20 protein-coding genes are annotated in these 18844 nt (G+C 63.4%); 12 read left to right on the top strand and 8 right to left on the bottom strand.

Going from position 1 to position 18844, the window contains the following annotated elements; genetic code table 11:
- Nucleotides 1-90 precede the first annotated feature (90 nt).
- Together QTA58_RS17170 and QTA58_RS17165 are read right to left on the bottom strand one after the other, a co-directional pair.
- A complete protein-coding gene (locus QTA58_RS17170; protein WP_289669749.1) occupies nucleotides 91-1029 on the bottom strand; it encodes a hypothetical protein in 939 nt (312 codons plus the stop codon).
- A gap of 106 nt (nucleotides 1030-1135) precedes the next feature.
- Nucleotides 1136-1717, bottom strand: coding sequence for a thymidine kinase (locus tag QTA58_RS17165; protein WP_289669748.1), 582 nt, complete (start codon nucleotides 1715-1717; stop codon nucleotides 1136-1138).
- Between the two features lie 196 nt (nucleotides 1718-1913).
- Between QTA58_RS17165 and QTA58_RS17160 the strand changes: the two genes are divergently transcribed.
- The 5 genes from QTA58_RS17160 (at nucleotide 1914) to QTA58_RS17140 (ending at nucleotide 6413) form a co-directional block, all read left to right on the top strand.
- Nucleotides 1914-2867, top strand: a complete 954-nt coding sequence (locus QTA58_RS17160; protein ID WP_289669747.1) for a choline ABC transporter substrate-binding protein — start codon at nucleotides 1914-1916, stop codon at nucleotides 2865-2867.
- Between the two features lie 271 nt (nucleotides 2868-3138).
- Nucleotides 3139-3999: a choline ABC transporter permease subunit gene (choW, locus tag QTA58_RS17155; RefSeq protein ID WP_289669745.1), complete on the top strand. Its 861-nt coding sequence runs from the start codon at nucleotides 3139-3141 to the stop codon at nucleotides 3997-3999.
- An 8-nt stretch (nucleotides 4000-4007) separates the two neighbouring features.
- Nucleotides 4008-5072 (top strand): choline ABC transporter ATP-binding protein, encoded by a 1065-nt coding sequence (choV, locus tag QTA58_RS17150; RefSeq protein WP_289673197.1) that lies wholly within the window; start codon nucleotides 4008-4010, stop codon nucleotides 5070-5072.
- A gap of 80 nt (nucleotides 5073-5152) precedes the next feature.
- Complete coding sequence (locus tag QTA58_RS17145) at nucleotides 5153-5971, top strand: pyridoxamine 5'-phosphate oxidase family protein (RefSeq protein ID WP_289669744.1); 819 nt, start codon at nucleotides 5153-5155, stop codon at nucleotides 5969-5971.
- 121 nt (nucleotides 5972-6092) lie between these two features.
- Entirely contained in the window at nucleotides 6093-6413 is a 321-nt protein-coding gene (locus QTA58_RS17140; RefSeq protein ID WP_085424982.1) for a metalloregulator ArsR/SmtB family transcription factor, read from the top strand.
- A 175-nt stretch (nucleotides 6414-6588) separates the two neighbouring features.
- Here QTA58_RS17140 and QTA58_RS17135 read toward each other — a convergent pair whose 3' ends face one another.
- On the bottom strand, nucleotides 6589-6846 hold the full coding sequence (locus QTA58_RS17135) for a hypothetical protein (RefSeq protein WP_289669743.1): 258 nt from the start codon (nucleotides 6844-6846) through the stop codon (nucleotides 6589-6591).
- A 104-nt stretch (nucleotides 6847-6950) separates the two neighbouring features.
- Here QTA58_RS17135 and QTA58_RS17130 point away from each other — a divergent pair, with 104 nt between their 5' ends.
- From QTA58_RS17130 to QTA58_RS17120, 3 genes are all read left to right on the top strand, one after another.
- The gene (locus QTA58_RS17130) at nucleotides 6951-7817 is read left to right on the top strand and encodes a LysR family transcriptional regulator (protein WP_289669742.1); all 867 of its coding nucleotides are present in this window, start codon (nucleotides 6951-6953) and stop codon (nucleotides 7815-7817) included.
- 130 nt (nucleotides 7818-7947) lie between these two features.
- On the top strand, nucleotides 7948-9273 hold the full coding sequence (locus tag QTA58_RS17125) for an aspartate aminotransferase family protein (RefSeq protein ID WP_289669741.1): 1326 nt from the start codon (nucleotides 7948-7950) through the stop codon (nucleotides 9271-9273).
- A 364-nt stretch (nucleotides 9274-9637) separates the two neighbouring features.
- On the top strand, nucleotides 9638-10384 hold the full coding sequence (locus QTA58_RS17120; RefSeq protein ID WP_289669739.1) for a sulfite exporter TauE/SafE family protein: 747 nt from the start codon (nucleotides 9638-9640) through the stop codon (nucleotides 10382-10384).
- 39 nt (nucleotides 10385-10423) lie between these two features.
- Here the strand turns inward: QTA58_RS17120 and QTA58_RS17115 are convergent, their stop codons facing one another.
- Nucleotides 10424-11260, bottom strand: a complete 837-nt coding sequence (locus QTA58_RS17115; RefSeq protein ID WP_289669738.1) for an alpha/beta hydrolase — start codon at nucleotides 11258-11260, stop codon at nucleotides 10424-10426.
- 284 nt (nucleotides 11261-11544) lie between these two features.
- Between QTA58_RS17115 and QTA58_RS17110 the strand changes: the two genes are divergently transcribed.
- Both QTA58_RS17110 and QTA58_RS17105 read left to right on the top strand, forming a co-directional pair.
- Nucleotides 11545-11985, top strand: a complete 441-nt coding sequence (locus QTA58_RS17110; protein WP_289669736.1) for a MarR family transcriptional regulator — start codon at nucleotides 11545-11547, stop codon at nucleotides 11983-11985.
- 303 nt (nucleotides 11986-12288) lie between these two features.
- Nucleotides 12289-13395 carry a branched-chain amino acid ABC transporter substrate-binding protein gene (locus QTA58_RS17105; RefSeq protein ID WP_289669734.1) on the top strand — a complete coding sequence of 369 codons (1107 nt, stop codon included), beginning with the start codon at nucleotides 12289-12291 and terminating at the stop codon, nucleotides 13393-13395.
- An 81-nt stretch (nucleotides 13396-13476) separates the two neighbouring features.
- On the opposite strand, the gene QTA58_RS17100 is transcribed toward QTA58_RS17105, so the two are convergent.
- Complete coding sequence (locus tag QTA58_RS17100) at nucleotides 13477-13902, bottom strand: hypothetical protein (protein ID WP_289669733.1); 426 nt, start codon at nucleotides 13900-13902, stop codon at nucleotides 13477-13479.
- 67 nt (nucleotides 13903-13969) lie between these two features.
- On the opposite strand from QTA58_RS17100, the gene QTA58_RS17095 reads away from it, so the two are divergent.
- Entirely contained in the window at nucleotides 13970-14608 is a 639-nt protein-coding gene (locus QTA58_RS17095; RefSeq protein WP_289669732.1) for a TetR/AcrR family transcriptional regulator C-terminal domain-containing protein, read from the top strand.
- 84 nt (nucleotides 14609-14692) lie between these two features.
- Entirely contained in the window at nucleotides 14693-16387 is a 1695-nt protein-coding gene (gene ade, locus QTA58_RS17090) for an adenine deaminase (RefSeq protein WP_289669731.1), read from the top strand.
- 6 nt (nucleotides 16388-16393) lie between these two features.
- Here the strand turns inward: ade and QTA58_RS17085 are convergent, their stop codons facing one another.
- The 3 genes from QTA58_RS17085 to QTA58_RS17075 all read right to left on the bottom strand — a co-directional run bounded on the left by QTA58_RS17085 (nucleotide 16394) and on the right by QTA58_RS17075 (nucleotide 18842).
- Nucleotides 16394-16675 carry a toxin-antitoxin system HicB family antitoxin gene (locus QTA58_RS17085; RefSeq protein WP_085424992.1) on the bottom strand — a complete coding sequence of 94 codons (282 nt, stop codon included), beginning with the start codon at nucleotides 16673-16675 and terminating at the stop codon, nucleotides 16394-16396.
- The gene (locus tag QTA58_RS17080; protein ID WP_234811330.1) at nucleotides 16672-17085 is read right to left on the bottom strand and encodes a putative toxin-antitoxin system toxin component, PIN family; all 414 of its coding nucleotides are present in this window, start codon (nucleotides 17083-17085) and stop codon (nucleotides 16672-16674) included. Before QTA58_RS17080 ends, QTA58_RS17085 begins: the two co-directional genes overlap by 4 nt.
- A 107-nt stretch (nucleotides 17086-17192) precedes the next feature.
- Nucleotides 17193-18842 (bottom strand): alpha-glucosidase family protein, encoded by a 1650-nt coding sequence (locus QTA58_RS17075; RefSeq protein ID WP_289669730.1) that lies wholly within the window; start codon nucleotides 18840-18842, stop codon nucleotides 17193-17195.
- Nucleotides 18843-18844 lie beyond the last annotated feature (2 nt).

The following is an 18844-nucleotide window of genomic DNA, read 5'->3' as shown; positions in this document are numbered from 1 at the left end:
TGTTCCCCCGGAAGAGCACAACTGGGTGCAGCATTTCATCGCAACCATTGGAAAAGAATCGCAAAAATGACTTGCCGGCGGGAATATCGCTCACGAACGCAGGAACCTCGGTTGTGGCAATGTCGGCAGCCGCAGGCCCGCCTTCGGCGGCCGGGCTTCCGCCGCCGCCTCCCCCGCAGCCTCTGCTGGAAAGCGCTCCGCGAAGGCCCGGTCGGCATGGTCCCGGCGCCGGTCGAGACCGCGCACCGTCAGCATGCCTTCCGTGAAACGCCCGATCTCGGGCGCCAGATTGGGAAAAAGCTCCGGGCTGAGCCCCTCGTCGCCCTGCCGCGCGGGTTCTGAAATGGCCTGATGGAGGATCAGCAGATCCTCCGTATCGGCCATCAGCTTGTGCAGGAAGACATTGCAGGTCCCGACCCGCCCGTTCAATGCGTCGATGAAGCCTTGAAAGACGGATACGCCGCGTTCCGTGTGCCGAGAGGCCTCGACACGGGTCATCGCCCCGCCGATCTCGCTGCGCAGCTTTCCGATCACATACGGCCGGCCGTCGAGGAACGCCAGCAGATCGCCTTCGCTCTTGGTACGCTGCGCGAGAAGGATATCGCGCTCCGCCTTTACGAGGCCCACGAGAAGGTCGGCACGCCTCAGAAGCTCGGCGAGATGGCCGGGCAGTCCGAGGCGGCGCCAGCGTGCCTCGATCCGGCGGCGCATGGCGGCTTTCGAAACATGACCGGTCAGCCTTTCGAGACGCGTCGGCCGTTCGCGCGTATCGAATTCCGATCTCCGGATCGCGATCTCGGCCGCAAGGCCGGCCACGAGCCGGGCGGTGGCAGCCTCGGCCGTCCGCACGTCCGGTGCCATCGCCCCGAGGCGCTCTTCCGCCGCGGCAAGTCTCGCCTCGTCCGGAAGCACGCGATCGGCCGCCGCCTCGGCCAGCAGGGCGGCGGACGGCTCGAACGCGTCCCGCATCGCCCGTAGCATGTCGCCCGCGCGTTCGATCTCGCTGTCGAAAAGCTGCTCTCCCGCCACGTCCCCTCTCCTGTCGTCGCAGGAAGAGATAGTGCCGCCGGGAAATTCTGCCACGGCGGCATGACGGCGATCGGCGTGAGACGATCAGAGGCCCAGGAGCCGGCCGTCACTCGCAGCGGATCCGGTCCTCCCAATGCCGCCGGCATAGCGAGACGTATTTCTCGTTGCCGCCGACCTCGACCTGCGCGCCTTCCCGCACGAGATTGCCCTCGGCGTCGAGGCGCACCACCATGGTCGCCTTGCGTCCGCAGAAGCAGATGGTGCGCACCTCGCGCAGCTCGTCGGCGATGGCGAGCAGTTCCAGCGAGCCGGGAAAAAGCTTTCCCTGGAAATCGGTGCGCAGCCCGTAGGTCATGACGGGGATGCCGATCCGGTCGCAGACGCGTGCGAGCTGCCAGACCTGTTCGGCCGACAGGAATTGCGCCTCGTCGACGAAGACGCAGGCGATCGGCTCTTCGCGGTGCATGGCCTCGATCGTCGAATAGAGATCGTCCGACGATCCGAAGGGAATGGCGTCGGAGGAAAGCCCTATCCGCGACGCGACGCGCCCCTTGCCGGCCCGGTCGTCGAGCGCGGCGATGACGATTGCCGTGCGCATGCCGCGCTCCCGGTAATTGTAGGAGGCCTGCAGGAGCATGGTCGACTTGCCGGCATTCATCGTCGCGTAATGGAAATAGAGCTTTGCCATGCCCCGCTTCTGATCCTGAACGGGATTCGACGGAAGCGGGCATTCGTCGATAGTCACAGGAATGTGCGCCGAAGGGGCAACCGGCGCAAAGTCGAAAATGTCGCAAATAGCGTCGATCCATAGCCGCGAATGCGCGCGCTTGCCTCGTCTCAGCATATATTGATAATGGCTGGAACCAGAAAAAGGGGAGCAACTCATGCGCATCACCACCTCGCTGAAGACCACGCTCGCAGCCGCAGCCTCCGTCCTGGTGCTGGCCACCGGCGCCATGGCAGCCGAACCGGAAGCCTGCGGCACGGTTCGCTTCTCCGATGTCGGCTGGACCGACATCACCGCCACCACCGCGACTGCCAGCGTCCTCCTGAAGGCGCTCGGATACGAGACCGACGTGAAGGTCCTTTCCGTCCCCGTCACCTACAGCTCGCTCAAGAACAAGGACATCGACGTCTTCCTCGGCAACTGGATGCCGACCCAGGAAGCGGACGTGCGCCCCTATCTCGACGACAAGTCGGTGGAATCCTTCGGACCGAACCTCGTCGGCGCCAAGTACACGCTCGCGACCAACGCCAAGGGTGCAGAGCTCGGCATCAAGGATTTCAAGGATATCGCCAAGCAGAAGGATGCGCTGGAGGGCAAGATCTACGGCATCGAGCCCGGCAATGACGGCAACCGCCTGATCCTCGGCATGGTCGAGAAGAACACGTTCGATCTCGGCGGCTTCGAGGTGGTGGAATCCTCCGAACAGGGCATGCTCGCCCAGGTCGCCCGCGCCGACAAGGCCGGCCAGCCGGTGGTCTTCCTCGGTTGGGAGCCGCATCCGATGAACAGCAATTTCAAGCTCACCTATCTTTCCGGCGGCGACGACGTCTTCGGGCCGAATTTCGGCGGCGCCGAAGTCTATACCAACGTCCGGGCGGGCTTCACGCAAGAGTGCCCGAATGTCGGCGCCTTCATCAAGAACCTGAAGTTCTCGCTCTCCATGGAGAACGAGATCATGGGCGGCATCCTGAACGACGGCGACGAGCCGGAGGACGCCGCCACCAAGTGGCTGAAGGCGAACGGCACGGCGGTCGAACCCTGGCTCGCCGGCGTCACCACCAAGGACGGCAAGCCGAGCCTCGAAGCGGTGAAGTCCGAACTCGGCCTCTGAGCATTGAACGGACAGGGGCAAACGCGCATGGGAAAAAGACAGCGCGGCAGACCGATCTCCCCCCTTGAGGGGGAGATGCCCGGCAGGGCAGAGGGGGGTGATGTCTCGGCACCTCACCGACCTCATTGTTTGCCGCAGCGTGGCTACCCCCTCTGTCACCTTCGGTGACATCTCCCCCTCAAGGGGGGAGATCAGAGGGAGCCTGCCGAAGCGCCTTGTACCTTTACAGCCGCCTGACACAATTTCCTCCCGACCAAGACAGGCTTCGAACGTGAATTGGCTTCCCGAATGGCTCGTGGATTCCGGCGGTAAGTTGCGCCTCGGCAATTGGGCGAAGGATTTCGTCGACTGGCTGACGGCCAATGCCGACTGGTTCTTCGACTGGCTGTCCGCCGTGCTGTCGGGGGTCATCGACGCACTGCTCTTCGTGCTGCAATGGCCGAACCCCTACGTGCTGATCGCCCTCATCACCGCGCTCGCCTGGTGGCTGCGTCGCTCCGTGGGGGTCACGCTCTTCACCTGTCTCGGGCTGCTGGTCATCTATAACCAGGGCTATTGGAAGGAAACGACCGAGACGCTGGCGCTGGTGCTGGCATCCACCGCCGTCAGCATGGCGGTCGGCGTGCCGCTCGGGATTGCCGCGGCCCGCCGCGCCTGGGTCTACGAGATCATGCGGCCGATCCTCGACCTGATGCAGACGATCCCGACCTTCGTCTACCTCATCCCGGCCTTGATCCTCTTCGGGCTCGGCATGGTGCCGGGCCTCATCGCCACCGTCATCTTCGCCATTCCTGCGCCGATCCGGCTCACCCGCCTCGGCATCGTCTCGACGCCCGGCGCCTTGACGGAAGCCGCCGTCGCCTTCGGCGCGACGCCCGCGCAGGTGCTGCGCAAGGTAGAGCTTCCCTTCGCCATGCCGCAGATCATGGCCGGCCTCACGCAGACGATCATGCTGTCGCTGTCCATGGTGGTCATCGCCGCGCTGGTCGGCGCCAACGGCCTCGGCGTTCCGGTGGTCCGCGCGCTCAACACGGTCAACATCGCCCGCGGCTTCGAGGCGGGCTTGTGCATCGTCATCCTGGCGATCATCCTCGACCGCATGTTCCGCACCTCGACGGGAGACGGCGCATGAGCGAACAGATGCCCATTGAGAAGACCGATTGCGTGGTTTTCGATCGCGTCGACATCGTCTTCGGCGACAACCCGGCACAGGCGCTCGCCATGGTGGACGAGGGCAAGAGCCGCGACGAGATCAGCGCCGCGACCGGCATGGTGCTCGGCGTCGCCGACGCTTCGCTGACGATCCACGAAGGCGAGATCCTCGTATTGATGGGCCTTTCGGGTTCCGGCAAGTCCACCTTGCTCCGGGCCGTCAACGGCCTGGCGCCGGTCGTGCGCGGCGCGGTCCGCGTCGCGACCTCGTCGGGACCGGTCGATCCTTACAAGGCGAGCTCGAAGGCGCTGCGGGACCTGCGCATGCACACCGTCTCCATGGTCTTCCAGCAGTTCGGCCTGCTGCCCTGGCGCACCGTCTCGGAAAATGTCGGCTTCGGCCTGGAGCTTGCCGGCGTCCCGGAAGCCGAGCGGAAGAGCCGTGTCGGCGAACAGCTCGAACTCGTCAACCTGACGAAATGGGCCGACCGCAAGGTGGGCGAGCTTTCCGGCGGCATGCAGCAGCGCGTCGGGCTTGCCCGCGCCTTCGCGACAGGCGCGCCGATCCTTCTGATGGACGAGCCCTTCTCGGCGCTCGATCCGCTGATCCGCACCCGCCTGCAGGACGAGCTTCTGGAATTCCAGCGGCGGCTGAAGAAGACCATCCTCTTCGTCAGCCACGATCTCGACGAGGCCTTCCGCATCGGCAACCGCATCGCCATCATGGAAGGCGGCCGCATCATCCAGTGCGGCACGCCGCGGGAGATCGTCCGCGCGCCGGCCAACCGGTATGTCGCCGATTTCGTGCAGCACATGAACCCGATCAGCATGCTGACGGCGGGTGACGTGATGCGTCCGGGCGTGAACGACAGGGCCGGCTCGGCGGCCGTTTCCGCCACCGCCCGCTCGAATACGCCGCTCGTCGACATTCTCGACGCGCTGTCCCGCCAGCCGGGCGCGGTCGGGGTGGTCGATAACGGCGCGATCGTCGGCACGATTTCCGCCGAGGACGTCATCGCCGGCCTCACCCGCCACCGCCGGCGCGACGACTGACGCCAAAGCCGAGGCATCCGGTCCGCTTTCGTCCCGTGGCGACAGGTGGTATGTCCGCCGGCGAAACAGGAGTGGACGAGATGGCCGACGAATCCGAGCCCGACGAATCCCAGGCCGGCAAACCGGCCCAGGCAGACAAGCCGCCACAGGCCGATCAGCCGCCCCGGAATGACGAGCAGAAGGTGCTGCGCGATACGGACGACGAGGCGCGCCGCCTCGCCCGCACGCTGGTCCGCGGCGCGCGTTACATGGCGCTGGCGGTCCTCGATCCGGAGACCGGTTTTCCCTCGGTCAGCCGGGCGCTGACCGGCACCGACGTCGACGGCGTTCCTGTGATCCTCGTTTCCGGCCTTTCGGGTCACACGAAGGGGCTCGTCGCCGATCCGCGATGCTCCCTGCTTGCCGGCGAGCCGGGCAAGGGTGATCCGCTCGCCCATCCGCGCATTACCGTCCAGTGCCTCGCCGAAAGCGTCGCCCGCGATACCCCGGAACATGCCCGCATCCGCCGGCGCTTCCTTGACCGGCATCCGAAAGCAGCCCTCTATGCGGATTTCGGGGACTTCCGTTTCGTGCGAATCACCCCGCAGAATGCGTCGCTGAACGGAGGCTTTGGCCGTGCATACTTACTGTCGGGCGATGATTTGGTGATTCGCGAACCGGGAATCACGCCCGACTGGCTCGATCTCTCTGAAAATTTGGTGAACATGACGGACCAGGCGGAGAAATTTGCCGCCCACCTGCACACGCATAACGGGAGGAACTGGCGATTCGCGGGCGTGGACCGAGCCGGAATAGACCTTATTGCGGGAGATTTTCTACTAAGACACGAATTCGAGGCTCTCGCCACCTCGCCCCAGGCGGTGCTTGATTATGTTTTTGGAAAAGCTAAAATACGTTAACCGGTTACCTGAAATTTAGGGATATACAATCCTGTTTGCTCCTTGCTAATGCTCGCCTGTAGGAATGACGGGCGAAAATAAAGCGGGGGGCCGCTTTGGAGTACAGGGGGAATTGTAGTCTATGGACACGATGGCACTATCCGAACATTCCACCGCAGCGGCGAACCTGCTGTCTGCGATGGCAAATCCCAAACGGTTGATGATTCTATGTTGCCTGGTGAAGGGTGAGGTTGCCGTCGGCGCGCTTGCGTCTCAGGTCGGTCTCAGCCAGTCTGCTCTTTCACAGCATCTTTCCAAGCTGCGCGCGCAGAAGCTTGTGAAGACCCGCCGCGACGCCCAGACCATCTATTATTCCAGCTCGTCGGAGTCGGTCCTGAAGGTCCTGGAGACGCTGGAACAGATTTATTGCGCGCCGGCCCAGAAGAAATCCGCTGCTGCTTGAGGATGACAGCGCTGACATGATGTCGCCGCTGCATTAGGTCGTGTATTCGTAGACGGCCTGACCCCACTCTCCGGATCGCCGGAGGCTGGGGCGTTTTGTCGTGGCCGCCGCCAAATTGCCGGCGTTCGGCGGAGAGCGCGGCGTATCCGCTCGGACGCAAAAGGACGCTTTAAAATTAGAAAACCTGCGTGTGGCGCTTTCCTGAAACCGGTTCCGGTTTCCGGGTCGACGCGGCAGCCGATGCAGGCGTGCCCGGCTCCGCCGGTTCTGTCCGCAAGAAATCGTCCCCGGTCGCAAGGCCGACATCCCTGCGCAGATGATCGTTCATGCGATTGATGATCGTCAGCAGCGCCCGCCGCTCCAATCGTTTCCGTTCATGGCTGCGCCAGGCTGAGGCGATCGCGGATGCGGCGCGCGTGATGATCGAAGTCATGGCCATATTCCCGCAGGGGTAACAGGCCTATCATCATCCACGATAGACATCGTACAAATGAATAGTTACGATGTCAGCCATCAGTAAAATCGATTTCTAGTCCTATGGCTCTCCCTCTCGAAAGCGATCTTCTGCGAAGCTTTCTCATCGTTGCGGAAACCCGCAACGTCACCAAGGCCGCCATGAAGCTCGGCCGTACCCAATCGGCGGTCAGCATGCAGGTGAAGCGCCTGGAGGAAATCGTCGGACGGCCTCTTTTCGAGCGCGGCCCGCGCGGCGTCTATCTCACGGAGGAAGGTCTTCGTCTGGAACCCCACGCGCGCCGCATCGTCGGCCTCGTGGACGAGACGACGGCGCTCATGCAGGCGACGCCGCTCGACGGCACGCTGAGGATCGGCATTCCGGAGGAATACAGCCAGACCGTTCTTCCGCGCGCGCTTGCGGCTTTTGCCGAAAGGCACCCGGCGACGGAAGTCACGGTGGAATGCGGCTACACGTCCCAGCAGCTCCAGGCGCTCGAAAGCGGCGAGCTCGATCTCGCGATCATCTTCGACTGGAACAACGACAAGTCCGGAGAGGTCCTGGCGATAGACCCCACGGTCTGGGTCGCCTCGACCGCCCATGAGGCGCACCTGCAGCGGCCCGTGCCGATCGCCGTCTACCGCCGGTCGGACTGGTGCCGCGAATTCGCGATCCGCTCCCTGGAGCGGCACGCGATCGACTACCGGATCGCCTTCACCTGCGAAACGAGCGGCGCTCTCCGGTCGGCGGTCTCCGCGGGTCTCGGCGTCGCGCCGCTGTCGCGCAGCAGCATTCCGGCCGGCTGCCGCGAACTGACGCAGGAGGACGGCTTTCCGCCGGTGGATTTCTCCCGCGTGCTCCTGAAGCGCAAGGCCTATCGATCCCGCCCGGCGGTCGATGCGCTTGCAGAAACGATCAAGAAGGCCTTCGTTCCGCTCGGATGGGCGTGAGCCGGCGCCCCAAAGGCAGTTGACGCCCCCATTCCCCCTGATAATTTGACCATGCAGTCAAAAAACCGGCGCAAAGCCGCCGATCGGAAATGGCCCTCGAACCTGTTCGGGACGGCCGGTGGAGAACAGCATGTCCAATCGCCTCAGCACGCCCAACGACCTTCGCGCCTTCTGGATGCCGTTCACGGCAAATCGCCAGTTCAAGAAGGAACCCCGTCTCTTCGTCAGCGCGAAGGACATGCATTACACCACCCATGACGGCCGCCAGGTACTCGATGCGACCGCCGGCCTCTGGTGCGTGAATGCCGGCCACTGCCGTCCGAAGATCACCGAGGCGATCCGCGAACAGGCCGGTGAACTCGATTACGCGCCCGCCTTCCAGCTCGGCCATCCGAAAGCCTTCGAGCTTGCCAACCGTCTTGTCGACATCGCGCCGGAAGGGCTGAACCACGTCCTCTACACCAATTCCGGCTCGGAATCGGTGGAGACGGCGCTGAAGGTGGCGCTCGCCTACCATCGCGCCAAGGGCAACGGCTCCCGCTTCCGCCTGATCGGCCGCGAGCGCGGCTATCACGGCGTCAATTTCGGCGGCATTTCCGTCGGCGGCATCGTCGCCAACCGGAAGATGTTCGGCACGCTGCTCACCGGCGTCGATCACATGCCGCACACCCATATCCCCGGCAAGAACGCCTTCACCAGGGGCGAGCCGGAACATGGCGGCGATCTTGCGGCCGAGCTGGAGCGCATCGTCACCCTGCATGACGCCTCGACCATCGCCGCCGTCATCGTCGAACCGGTCGCGGGCTCGACCGGCGTGCTCATCCCGCCGAAGGGCTATCTCCAGAAACTGCGCGAAATCTGCACGAAGCACGGCATCCTGCTGATCTTCGACGAGGTCATCACCGGTTTCGGCCGCCTCGGCGCTCCTTTCGCCGCCCAGTATTTCGACGTGAAGCCCGACATCATCACCACCGCCAAGGGCTTGACCAACGGCGTGATCCCCATGGGCGCGGTGCTGGTCACCTCGGAAATCCACGACGCGTTCATGAACGGCCCCGAACATCTGATCGAGTTCTTCCACGGCTATACCTATTCGGGCAACCCGATCGCCTCCGCCGCCGGTCTTGCGACCCTCGAAACCTACCGGGAGGAAGGCCTGTTCGAGCGCGCCAAGGAAATCGCGCCTTACTGGGAAGAGGGCCTGCACTCGCTGAAAGGCCTGCCCAACGTCATCGACATCCGCAATATCGGGCTGATCGGCGCGATCGAGCTCGATCCGATCGCCGGCGAGCCGACCAAGCGCGCGTTCACCGCCTTCCTGAAGGCTTACGAAAACGGCCTCCTGATCCGCACGACGGGCGACATCATCGCCATGTCGCCGCCGCTGATCGTCGAAAAACACCATATCGACGAGATCTTCGGCAAGCTGCGGGACATCCTGAAAAGCGGCATCTGACGTATCGCCATCCTCCTCCGGCTTTCCCGCTTTTGTTACTTCTGTGGAATGACGGGGCGGCAGCGGCTTCCCTTCTCCCCGACGGGGAGAAGGTGCCCGCAGGGCGGATGAGGGAGACGAAGCCCAAATCCGGCGCTGTGCTTGCCGTGTGCCCCCTCATCGCCTTGCTTTGCTCGGCACTTCTCCCCGCTGGGGAGAAGAGGGCGCAAGCCGAACCTGCTCGGTTCCTCACATGAGACTTCCTTGCGCCCTTGCGGGAGAGCTTCGATCGAGAACCGGCCGCATTACGGCGCGAACTCGACGCCGCCGGACGGTTGCTCGGCGGCCGCGGTCGCACTAAGGATCGGCAGTCGGAGACCCTTGCATGGACAACCAGCCCCTTCTCATTGCAGCGATTGCCGCCACCTTCGTCGTGGCCGGCCTCGTCAAGGGCGTCACCGGCATGGGGCTGCCGACCGTCGCGATGGGCGTGCTCGGCGCGCTGATCTCGCCTCTCGCCGCGGCGAGCCTGCTGATCGTTCCGTCCTTCGTGACCAATGTCTGGCAGCTCGTCGCCGGACCGCGCGTCGGCGCAGTGCTGAAACGGTTCTGGCCGATGATGCTCGCCATCCTGCTCGGAACCGTCGCCAGTTCTTCGCTGCTCACGGAAGGCAACACGGCCGTCACGACAGGCGCCCTCGGCGCCGCCCTGATCGTCTATGCGTGCTACACGCTCTTCGCCCGCCAGCTTCGGGTCCCGGCGCGGCTGGAACCATGGCTTTCGCCGGCGATCGGGCTGGTGACCGGCCTCATCACCGGAGGAACCGGCGTTTTCGTCATTCCGGCGGTCCCCTATCTTCAGTCGCTCGGGCTGGAAAAGGACGAACTCGTCCAGTCGCTCGGCCTGTCCTTCACCGTGTCGACCGTGGCGCTTGCCGCCGGCCTTGCCCTGCGGGGCGCCTATGATCCGGGAAACCTGTGGCTTTCGGCGCTTGCCCTCGTCCCGGCCCTCATCGGCATGTGGGCCGGCCAGATCGCCCGTGACCGGATCAGCCCGCCGGCCTTCCGCCGCTGGTTTCTGGTGGCGCTGCTCGTCCTCGGCACCGAGATGCTTCTCCGCCCGTTGCTGTGAGGCCCGCCGCATGGCGGCGAGCCCCCTCACCTTTCGCGCTCAGCTTCTGAAGAAGGCGAGCAGGTCGGCGTTGACGATGTCCGCGTGGGTTGTCGCCATGCCGTGCGGCAGGCCTTCATAGACCTTCAGCGTGCCGTTCTTCAAAAGCTTGATCGCCAGCAGCGCCGAGTCGGCGATCGGCACGATCTGGTCGTCGTCGCCATGCATGACCAGCACCGGCACGTCGATCTTCTTCAGGTCTTCGGTAAAGTCGGTTTCCGAAAACGCCTTGATGCAATCGTAATGGGCCTTGGTGCCGCCCATCATGCCCTGCCGCCACCAGTTCTGGATGACGCCTTCGGAGACCTCAGCGCCGGGGCGGTTGTAGCCGTAGAACGGGCCGGCCGGGACATCCCGGAAGAACTGCGCGCGGTTGGCGGCGAGTGCCGCACGGAAACCGTCGAAGACTTCGATCGGCAGGCCGCCCGGATTGCTTTCCGTCTTCACCATGATCGGCGGCACGGCACCGAGCAGGACGGCTTTCGAAACACGTCCGCCGCCATATTGAGCCACATAGCGCGCCACCTCGCCGCCGCCCGTCGAATGGCCGACATGGATGGCGTTCCTGAGATCGAGATGCGCGGCGAGTTCCGCGACGTCGGCCGCATAGGTGTCCATCTCGTTGCCGGTCTCGGTCTGGCTGGAACGGCCGTGGCCGCGGCGGTCATGGGCGATCACCCGAAAGCCCTGGTGCAGGAAGAACAGCATCTGGGCGTCCCAGTCGTCGGAGCTCAGAGGCCAGCCGTGATGAAAGACGATCGCCTGGGCATCCTTCGGACCCCAGTCCTTGTAGAAGATCTGCTTGCCGTCCTTGGTGGTGATGAAATTGCTGCTCATGGTCATTGTCCTTCTTGAAAGCGATCTTTGAATGATTGCGACGTGAATGGACTGTGCGGCTTCGTATCGGTCGGAAGAGGCCGCGCCAGGCATTCATGCTACCGGTGCATGTCGTTCTGATGAACCGCACCTTTTGAGGTATCGCGATTTCAATATTTCGATATTAATTATCGCGATAATTAAAAGCTAACGCAGCTTTCGGCGCCTGTCTACAGAAATCTTTATCGCGATATCATTTTTTGTGGTATGGATATCATCGACCCGTGACCACCTGGAGAAATTCCGTGTCCGAACACGTTGCCTACCCGCTTGACGATCAGCTCTGCTTCTCGCTTTACGAAGCGAACATCGCCATCAACCGCATGTACAAGCCGATGCTGGACGAGATGGGCATTACCTATCCGCAATATCTGGTCCTGAGTACGCTCGCCGAGAACGACGGCATCACCATCGGCGCCATCGCCGACCGGCTTTCTCTGGAATCGAGCACGATCACCCCGCCGGTCAAACGGCTGGAACAGGCAGGCCTCGTGGAGCGCCGCCGCAGCAAGACGGACGAGCGCCAGGTTCACGTCCGGCTCACCGGCGCCGGGCGCGCCCTGATCGAGAAGAGCAGGTGCCTGGGCGACACGCTGATTGAACGATCGGGCATGAGCAGCCGGGAATTCCAGGCTTTCAACCGCCAGGTCCAGGCCTTCCGAAACGCATTGGAGCGCAACGCCTAGGGTCCTGCGGCGCGGCAGCCGGAAACCTCGATTTCGCGGAAACCGCAGGCATTTTCGCGTTTCACCTCCCGATTTTTCGGGAAACCGCCAAAAATCAAGCCGGTTTTGTTATCTTCTTGCGGAATCTCGGACAAATTCTTACAGAATTGTCAGCCGATCGCCGAAAGCCAAACATGGCTCGGCTCGGCATCGACCGCATCGCCTTTCCGTCCTTGGCAAAAGATGCCGAGCGGCATCGGAGACGGCAGGCAGAGAATGCGGCGTTGACCGCGGGCGGCAACGCCCCACCCAAGGAGAACCGACATGAACCTCAAGACGCTCTTGGGGGCGACTGCCCTCGCTTCCCTCACCTTCGCGCCGCTCGCTCATGCCGAGATCGTCATCGGCCTGATCGCACCGCTCACGGGTCCCGTCGCGGCTTACGGCGATCAGGTCCGGAACGGTGCCCAGACCGCCGTCGCGGAGATCAACAAGAACGGCGGCATTCTGGGCGAGCAGGTCGTCCTCAAGGCCGCCGATGACGCCGCCGAACCGAAGCAGGGCGTTTCGGCCGCCAACCAGATCGTAGGCGAAGGCATCCGCTTCGTGGTCGGTCCGGTGACTTCGGGCGTCGCGATGCCGGCCTCCGACGTCCTGGCCGAAAACGGCGTCCTGATGGTCACTCCGACCGCCACCACGCCGGACCTCACCACGCGCGGCCTCACCAACGTGCTGCGCACCTGCGGTCGCGACGACCAGCAGGCCGTGGTCGCCGCCAACTACGTGCTGCAGAAGTTCAAGGACAAGCGCGTCGCCATCATCAACGACAAGGGCGCCTACGGCAAAGGCCTGGCGGATGCCTTCAAGGCGTCGCTCAACGCGGGCGGCGTCAAGGAGGTGATCGACGATGCCGTCACCCCGGGCGACAAGGATTTCAGTGCGCTCACGACGCGCCTGAAAGCTGAGAATGTCGAGGTCGTCTATTTCGGCGGCTACCATCCGGAAGGCGGCCTGCTCGCCCGCCAGCTCTCCGATCTCGGCGTCAAGGCGACGATCGTCGGCGGCGACGGCCTCTCGAACAGCGAGTTCTGGAATATCGGCACGAATGCCGCCGCCGGAACCGTCTTCACCAATGCCTCCGACGCGACGAAGAACCCCGACTCCAAGGCTGCGGCCGAAGCGCTTGCCGCAAGGAACATCCCGGCGGAAGCCTTCACGCTGAACGCCTATGCCGCCGTCGAGGTCATCAAGGCCGGCATCGAGAAGGCCGGCAGCGCCGATGACGCCGAAGCGGTCGCCGCCGCCATCAAGTCCGGAGAACCGATCAAGACCTCGATCGGCGAGCTCACCTACGGTGAGACCGGCGACCTCACCTCGCCCGCCTTCTCCCTCTTCAAGTGGGAAGACGGCAAGATCGTCGCCGCGGAGTAACATCGGTCGGGCGCCTCTCGCGGGAGGCGCCGGCTTCCGAAACGGAACAGCGACAATGAACCCGAGACCGCCCGTACGAGATTACGGGCGGTTTTGTTTTGCCGGAATGTCCGCTTTCCCTTCCAGACGCTCCCTGGCAAGCTCCATGGCCGTCGCCTCGCTATCGGCGAACAGGATGCCGATCCCCATCGCCGAGGAAACATTCTCGATCGTCTTGCGGATCGGCAGAGCCACGCCGGAAGCCTGCCCGATCAGGATCATGCCGGCGCATAGACGCGCCATCTCGCCCTTGTAAGCCTTGAACATCCTGGCGTGTTCTCTGCGGCCTTCCGGCGTCGTTTCGGCGAGATCGGACGGCCGCGGCATTTTCTCCGCGATGAGGACGAAGCGTTCTCCCCGCGCGAGCAGTTCCAGAAACAGCTTGCGGTCGGCATCATCGTCATGGTCGTCACTGTGGTCGTGTTCCCGCGTCCAGATGATCGGGAAATTTTCTGCATCCAGTCGCATGAGGCCTCCAATTTAACGTTGTTAAACTGCTTAACACTGTTAAATTGGCACCGCAAGGAGATTCGCCATGAACCTCGACCGTCAACGCATCGTCGATGCGGCTCTGGAGCTGCTGGACAAAACCGGCATGGAGGGCCTGACGATGCGCAAGCTCGCCGATGCCCTCGAAGTGCAGGCGCCGGCCCTCTATTGGTATTTCCCCGGCAAGCAGGCGCTGTTCGACGAAATGGCCGAGGCTTTGGTGGCCGGCATTCCCGGCAGGATCACCGTCTCAGGCGACTGCCGGGAGGTGATGATAGACATCGCGACCGAGCTGCGGCTGGCGCTCCTCTCGAGACGGGATGGCGCACGCGTTTTCGCAGGAACGTTCGTCGCCCGTCCGAATGTGCTGCAGGTGGCGGAGATTGCACTGGCGGCCCTGTCGCGCGCCGGGTTCGGTACCAGAACGGCCGCACGAGCGATCGCCTCGCTTTTCTATTTCGTTCTGGGCTTCGTCATCGAGGAACAGGCGCTTGTCGAACAGTCACGCGGCACCGGCGGCACCCACCCGATGGAGGAGAAGTTCAGGGCGTTCTCTGCCTCAGACTATCCTCACCTCACCGCCGCCCTTCCCGATCTTCTGGAAACCGACCAGAACGCCCGCTTCGTCTTCGGCGTCGACCTCATTCTGAGCGGGCTTCTGAACGGAACCGCGCGAAACCGTTGAAGCGGTGGAATGTGGGCGCGGAATGGCACCTTTGCCTCCCCGGGGCCGCCCGCTAGAATGCCGAAAACGGAATCGGAGCCTGCCATGACGACCCGCCTCGAAACCCTCATCGACCAGGGCACCGGCCGCGAACCGGCCGATATCGTGCTGAAAGGCGGAAAATTCTTCGACCTCGTCACCGGGGAACTCGTCGCCTCCGACATCGCGATCTCGGGCGACCGCATCGTCGGCACCTGCGGCACGTATGCCGGCAAGACCGAAATCGACATCTCGGGAAAGATCGTCGTGCCGGGCTTCATCGACACGCATCTGCATATCGAGAGCTCGCTGGTGACGCCGCATGAGTTCGACCGCTGCGTGCTGCCCTACGGCGTGACGACGGCGATCTGCGATCCGCACGAGATCGCCAACGTCATCGGCACCGAGGGCATACAATTCTTCCTCGATTCCTCGCTCGAAACCATCATGGACATCCGCGTCCAGCTTTCCTCCTGCGTGCCCGCGACGCATCTGGAAACGGCCGGCGCCGATCTGGCTATCGATAAGCTCCTGCCCTTTCGCGACCACCCGAAGGTCATCGGCCTTGCCGAATTCATGAATTTCCCGGGCGTCATCCACAAGGACCCGGTCTGCCTCGCCAAGCTCGATGCCTTCTACGGCGACCATATCGACGGCCATGCGCCGCTGCTGCGCGGGCTCGACCTGAACGGCTATCTTTCCGCCGGCATCCGCACCGAGCACGAAAGCACGACGGCCGAAGAGGCGCTCGAAAAGATCCGCAAGGGCATGCACATCCTGGTGCGCGAAGGCTCCGTCTCGAAGGATCTCCACGCTCTGATGCCGATCATCACCGAACGGCTGTCGCCGTTCCTCGCGCTCTGCACCGACGACCGCAACCCGCTCGACATCGCCGAACAGGGCCATCTCGACTACATGATCCGCACGGCCATCGCGCATGGCGTCGAGCCGCTCGCCATCTACCGCGCCGCCTCGATCTCCGCGGCACGCGCCTTCGGGCTTCGCGACCGTGGGCTCGTCGCACCCGGCTGGCGGGCCGATCTTGCCGTCATCGACAGCCTCGAAAACTGCAAGGCCGAGATGGTCTTCTCCGCCGGCCGCAGGGTCACCGACGCGCTCTTCGCCACCCGCAATCCTGTGGCTCCGGTCGGCCTCGACAGCGTCAAGGCGCGCAAGGTGGAGGCCGCCCATTTCGGCGTGCCCGCGACGGAGGGCGAAACGCCGGTGATCGGCGTCATGCCGGGAAAGATCATCACCGAACACCGCCGCTACGAGCTCCCCTCCTCCGGCAACCAGACCGGCGTCGACCTTTCCCGCGACATCATCAAGGTGGCGGTGATCGAGAGGCACGGCAGGAACGGCAACCATGCCAACGGTTTCGTGCAGGGTTTCGGCTTGAAGAAGGGCGCGATCGCCTCGACGGTCGGGCACGACAGCCACAATATCTGCGTCGTCGGCGTCGACGAGGACGACATGGCGCTCGCCGCCAACCGCCTCGGCGAGATCAAGGGTGGCTTCGTGGTCGTCGAGGACGGCAAGGTCACGGGCGAGATCGCGCTCCCCGTCGCCGGCCTCATGAGCCTCGAACCTTACGAAGTGGTCCGCGACACGCTGCATCACTTGAGGAAAGCCGCCTATGCCCTTGGCACGACTCTCGAAGAGCCTTTTCTGCAGGTCGCCTTCCTGCCGCTGCCGGTCATCCCGCACCTGAAGATTTCCGACAGGGGAATGGTGGATGTGGACCGGTTCGCGCTGATCTGAGCTTGCCTATTTCCGATAGCTTGGCGCCTTCATCCAGCCTTCCGGAAGCTCGTCGCCTTCCATGGGCGGATTGTCGGGAACGTTTTCAAGAGACTTCAGGAAGTCTTCCGCTGTCGCATCACCGGCCCGTTTTTTAAGAAATTCCGCCGCTGTTTCGACCGCGCCGATTTTCTGAGCCACAGCCGAAGCGATCCACTGATTAAGCGATACGCCATCTTCCTTGGCGAGCCGCGCAGCAGCAGCCTTGATCGAGGCAGGGAGTTTTAACGGATATGTATTGGTGCTCATGTCCTCAATTCCTCCAACAGCTCGCTTGGCCTCAGAATGCGAAGCTTGAACTCTTTCCTCACCTGATCGAAATCCCGAACATTATGGGTCACCAAAGCATCGGCACGACCGTTTAATGCCGCCTCAAGCACGAGCTCATCCTTCGCGTCCGAAAGCTTGGGCCGCCATTGATAGTGAACATCGACCGCCTCCGCCAGGGTGAGGAAACCAGCCAGAGCTCTATCGATCTCCGCTGATGCCATCCGGTGAACAGCCACATGTTCTGCTCGTTTCAGAACCGCTTCATACTCGATAAACAAGGCGACCGTCACAAGGGGCCGGATCTGCCGAGCCCCGACGGCCTCCAGAAGGGCGAAAGATGCCCCAGTTCGGCTCCGATAGCCGGCAGCGAGGACGTTTGTATCGAGCACGACGCGCTTCATCGAAACAAAAGATAATACATCCCATGGGATGTATCAACACCACGTGTCGTAGCACTCCGCTCCCCACCGAAGCTGCTCGTCACGCCGAAGCCTGATCACACCCGCGCGCAGAACACGTCGAGCGCGTCGAGCCTCACGACACCCTTTTCGAGCCGCGACTCGAAGCCCGGCAGCGAGACCGGCAGGCAGTCACCGAGCCGCCTCGGCAGGGTGAAATCCTGCGGCTCCCGGGTGAGATTGAAGACGAAGAGCAGCTTTTCGCCGCCCTTTTCCCGCACGAAGGCGAGCAGGTCCTGGTTGGTGTCGAGAAAGGTCATGTCGCCGTCGATCAGCGGCGGATGCGCCTTGCGGAAGGCAAGCGTCGCCCGGTAGTGGTTGAGCACCGAATCCTTCAGCCCCTCCTGCGCATCCACGGCACGGGCGGCATGTTCGCGCGGCACCGGCAGCCAGGTCTTGGCACCCGTCGTGAAGCCCGCATGCGGCGCTGCCGCCTCCCACACCATCGGCGTGCGGCACCCGTCGCGGCCCTTGAAGGCCGGCCAGAAGCGGATGCCGTAAGGATCGCGCAGGTCCTCATAGGCGAGCTCCGCCTCCGTCAGACCGAGTTCCTCGCCCTGGTAGAGGCAGATCGAACCGCGCAGCGCCGAGATCAGCGTGATAGAGAGTTTCGCAACCCGGTCCTGCTCGCGGGCATCCTTGGTGAAGCGGGTGACGTGCCGCACCACGTCGTGGTTGGAAAAGGCCCAGCAGACCCAGCCGTTGGTCACCGTGTCCGCGACCGTGGTCATCACCTTGCGGATATAGGCGGCATCGAAAGCCGGCCCCAGGAAGTCGAACGTGTAGCACATGTGCAGCTTGTCGTTGCCGGTCGTGTAGAGCGCCAGCGTCGACAGCGATCGCGGCCCGTCGCCCACCTCGCCCACCGTTGCGCGGGACTCGTAGCTGTCGAGCAGCGCGCGCAGCCGCTTCAGGAAGCCGATATTCTCCGGCTGCGTCTTGTCGTAGAGGTGGTTCTGCATGGAATAGGGATTGGTATCCGTCTCCATGCCCGCGCCGTCGGTGTCGTAGACCATCGGCGGGTTGTTCCTGAGCTGCTTGTCGTGGAAATAGTAGTTGACGGTATCGAGCCGGAAACCGTCCACGCCGCGCTCCAGCCAGAATTTCACCGTGTCCAGCACCGCTTCCTGGACTTCCGGATTGTGGAAGTTCAGGTCCGGCTGCGAAATCAGGAAGTTGTGCATGTAATATTGCTTGCGCACGCCGTCCCATTCCCAGCCCGGCCCGCCGAAGATGGAGAGCCAGTTGGTCGGCACCGTGCCGTCCGGCTTGGGATTGGCCCAGACATACCAGTCGGCCTTGGGATTGGTGCGGCTGGAGCGGCTTTCCACGAACCACGGATGCCGGTCCGACGTATGGCTGATCACCTGGTCGATGATCACCTTCAGGCCCAGACGGTGGGCCTCCGTCATCATCTCGTCGAAATCGGCGAGCGTCCCGAACATCGGATCGACGTTGCAGTAATCGGAAACGTCGTAACCCATGTCGGCCATCGGCGAGGTGAAGAAGGGCGAAAGCCAGATCGCGTCGACGCCGAGCGAGGCGACATGCGGCAGACGCTGGGTGATGCCCTTGATGTCGCCGAGCCCGTCTCCCGTCGTGTCCTGAAAGGAGCGGGGATAAATCTGGTAGATCACCGCGCCGCGCCACCAGTTCTGATCGACTGCCTTTACCGCTTCCGTCGCCATAT

It is taken from the genome of Neorhizobium sp. CSC1952 (assembly GCF_030378245.1).
In the GTDB taxonomy this organism is placed as follows: Bacteria; Pseudomonadota; Alphaproteobacteria; order Rhizobiales; family Rhizobiaceae; genus Neorhizobium; species Neorhizobium oryzae_A.
This window is presented reverse-complemented; position numbering and strand designations above follow the sequence as displayed.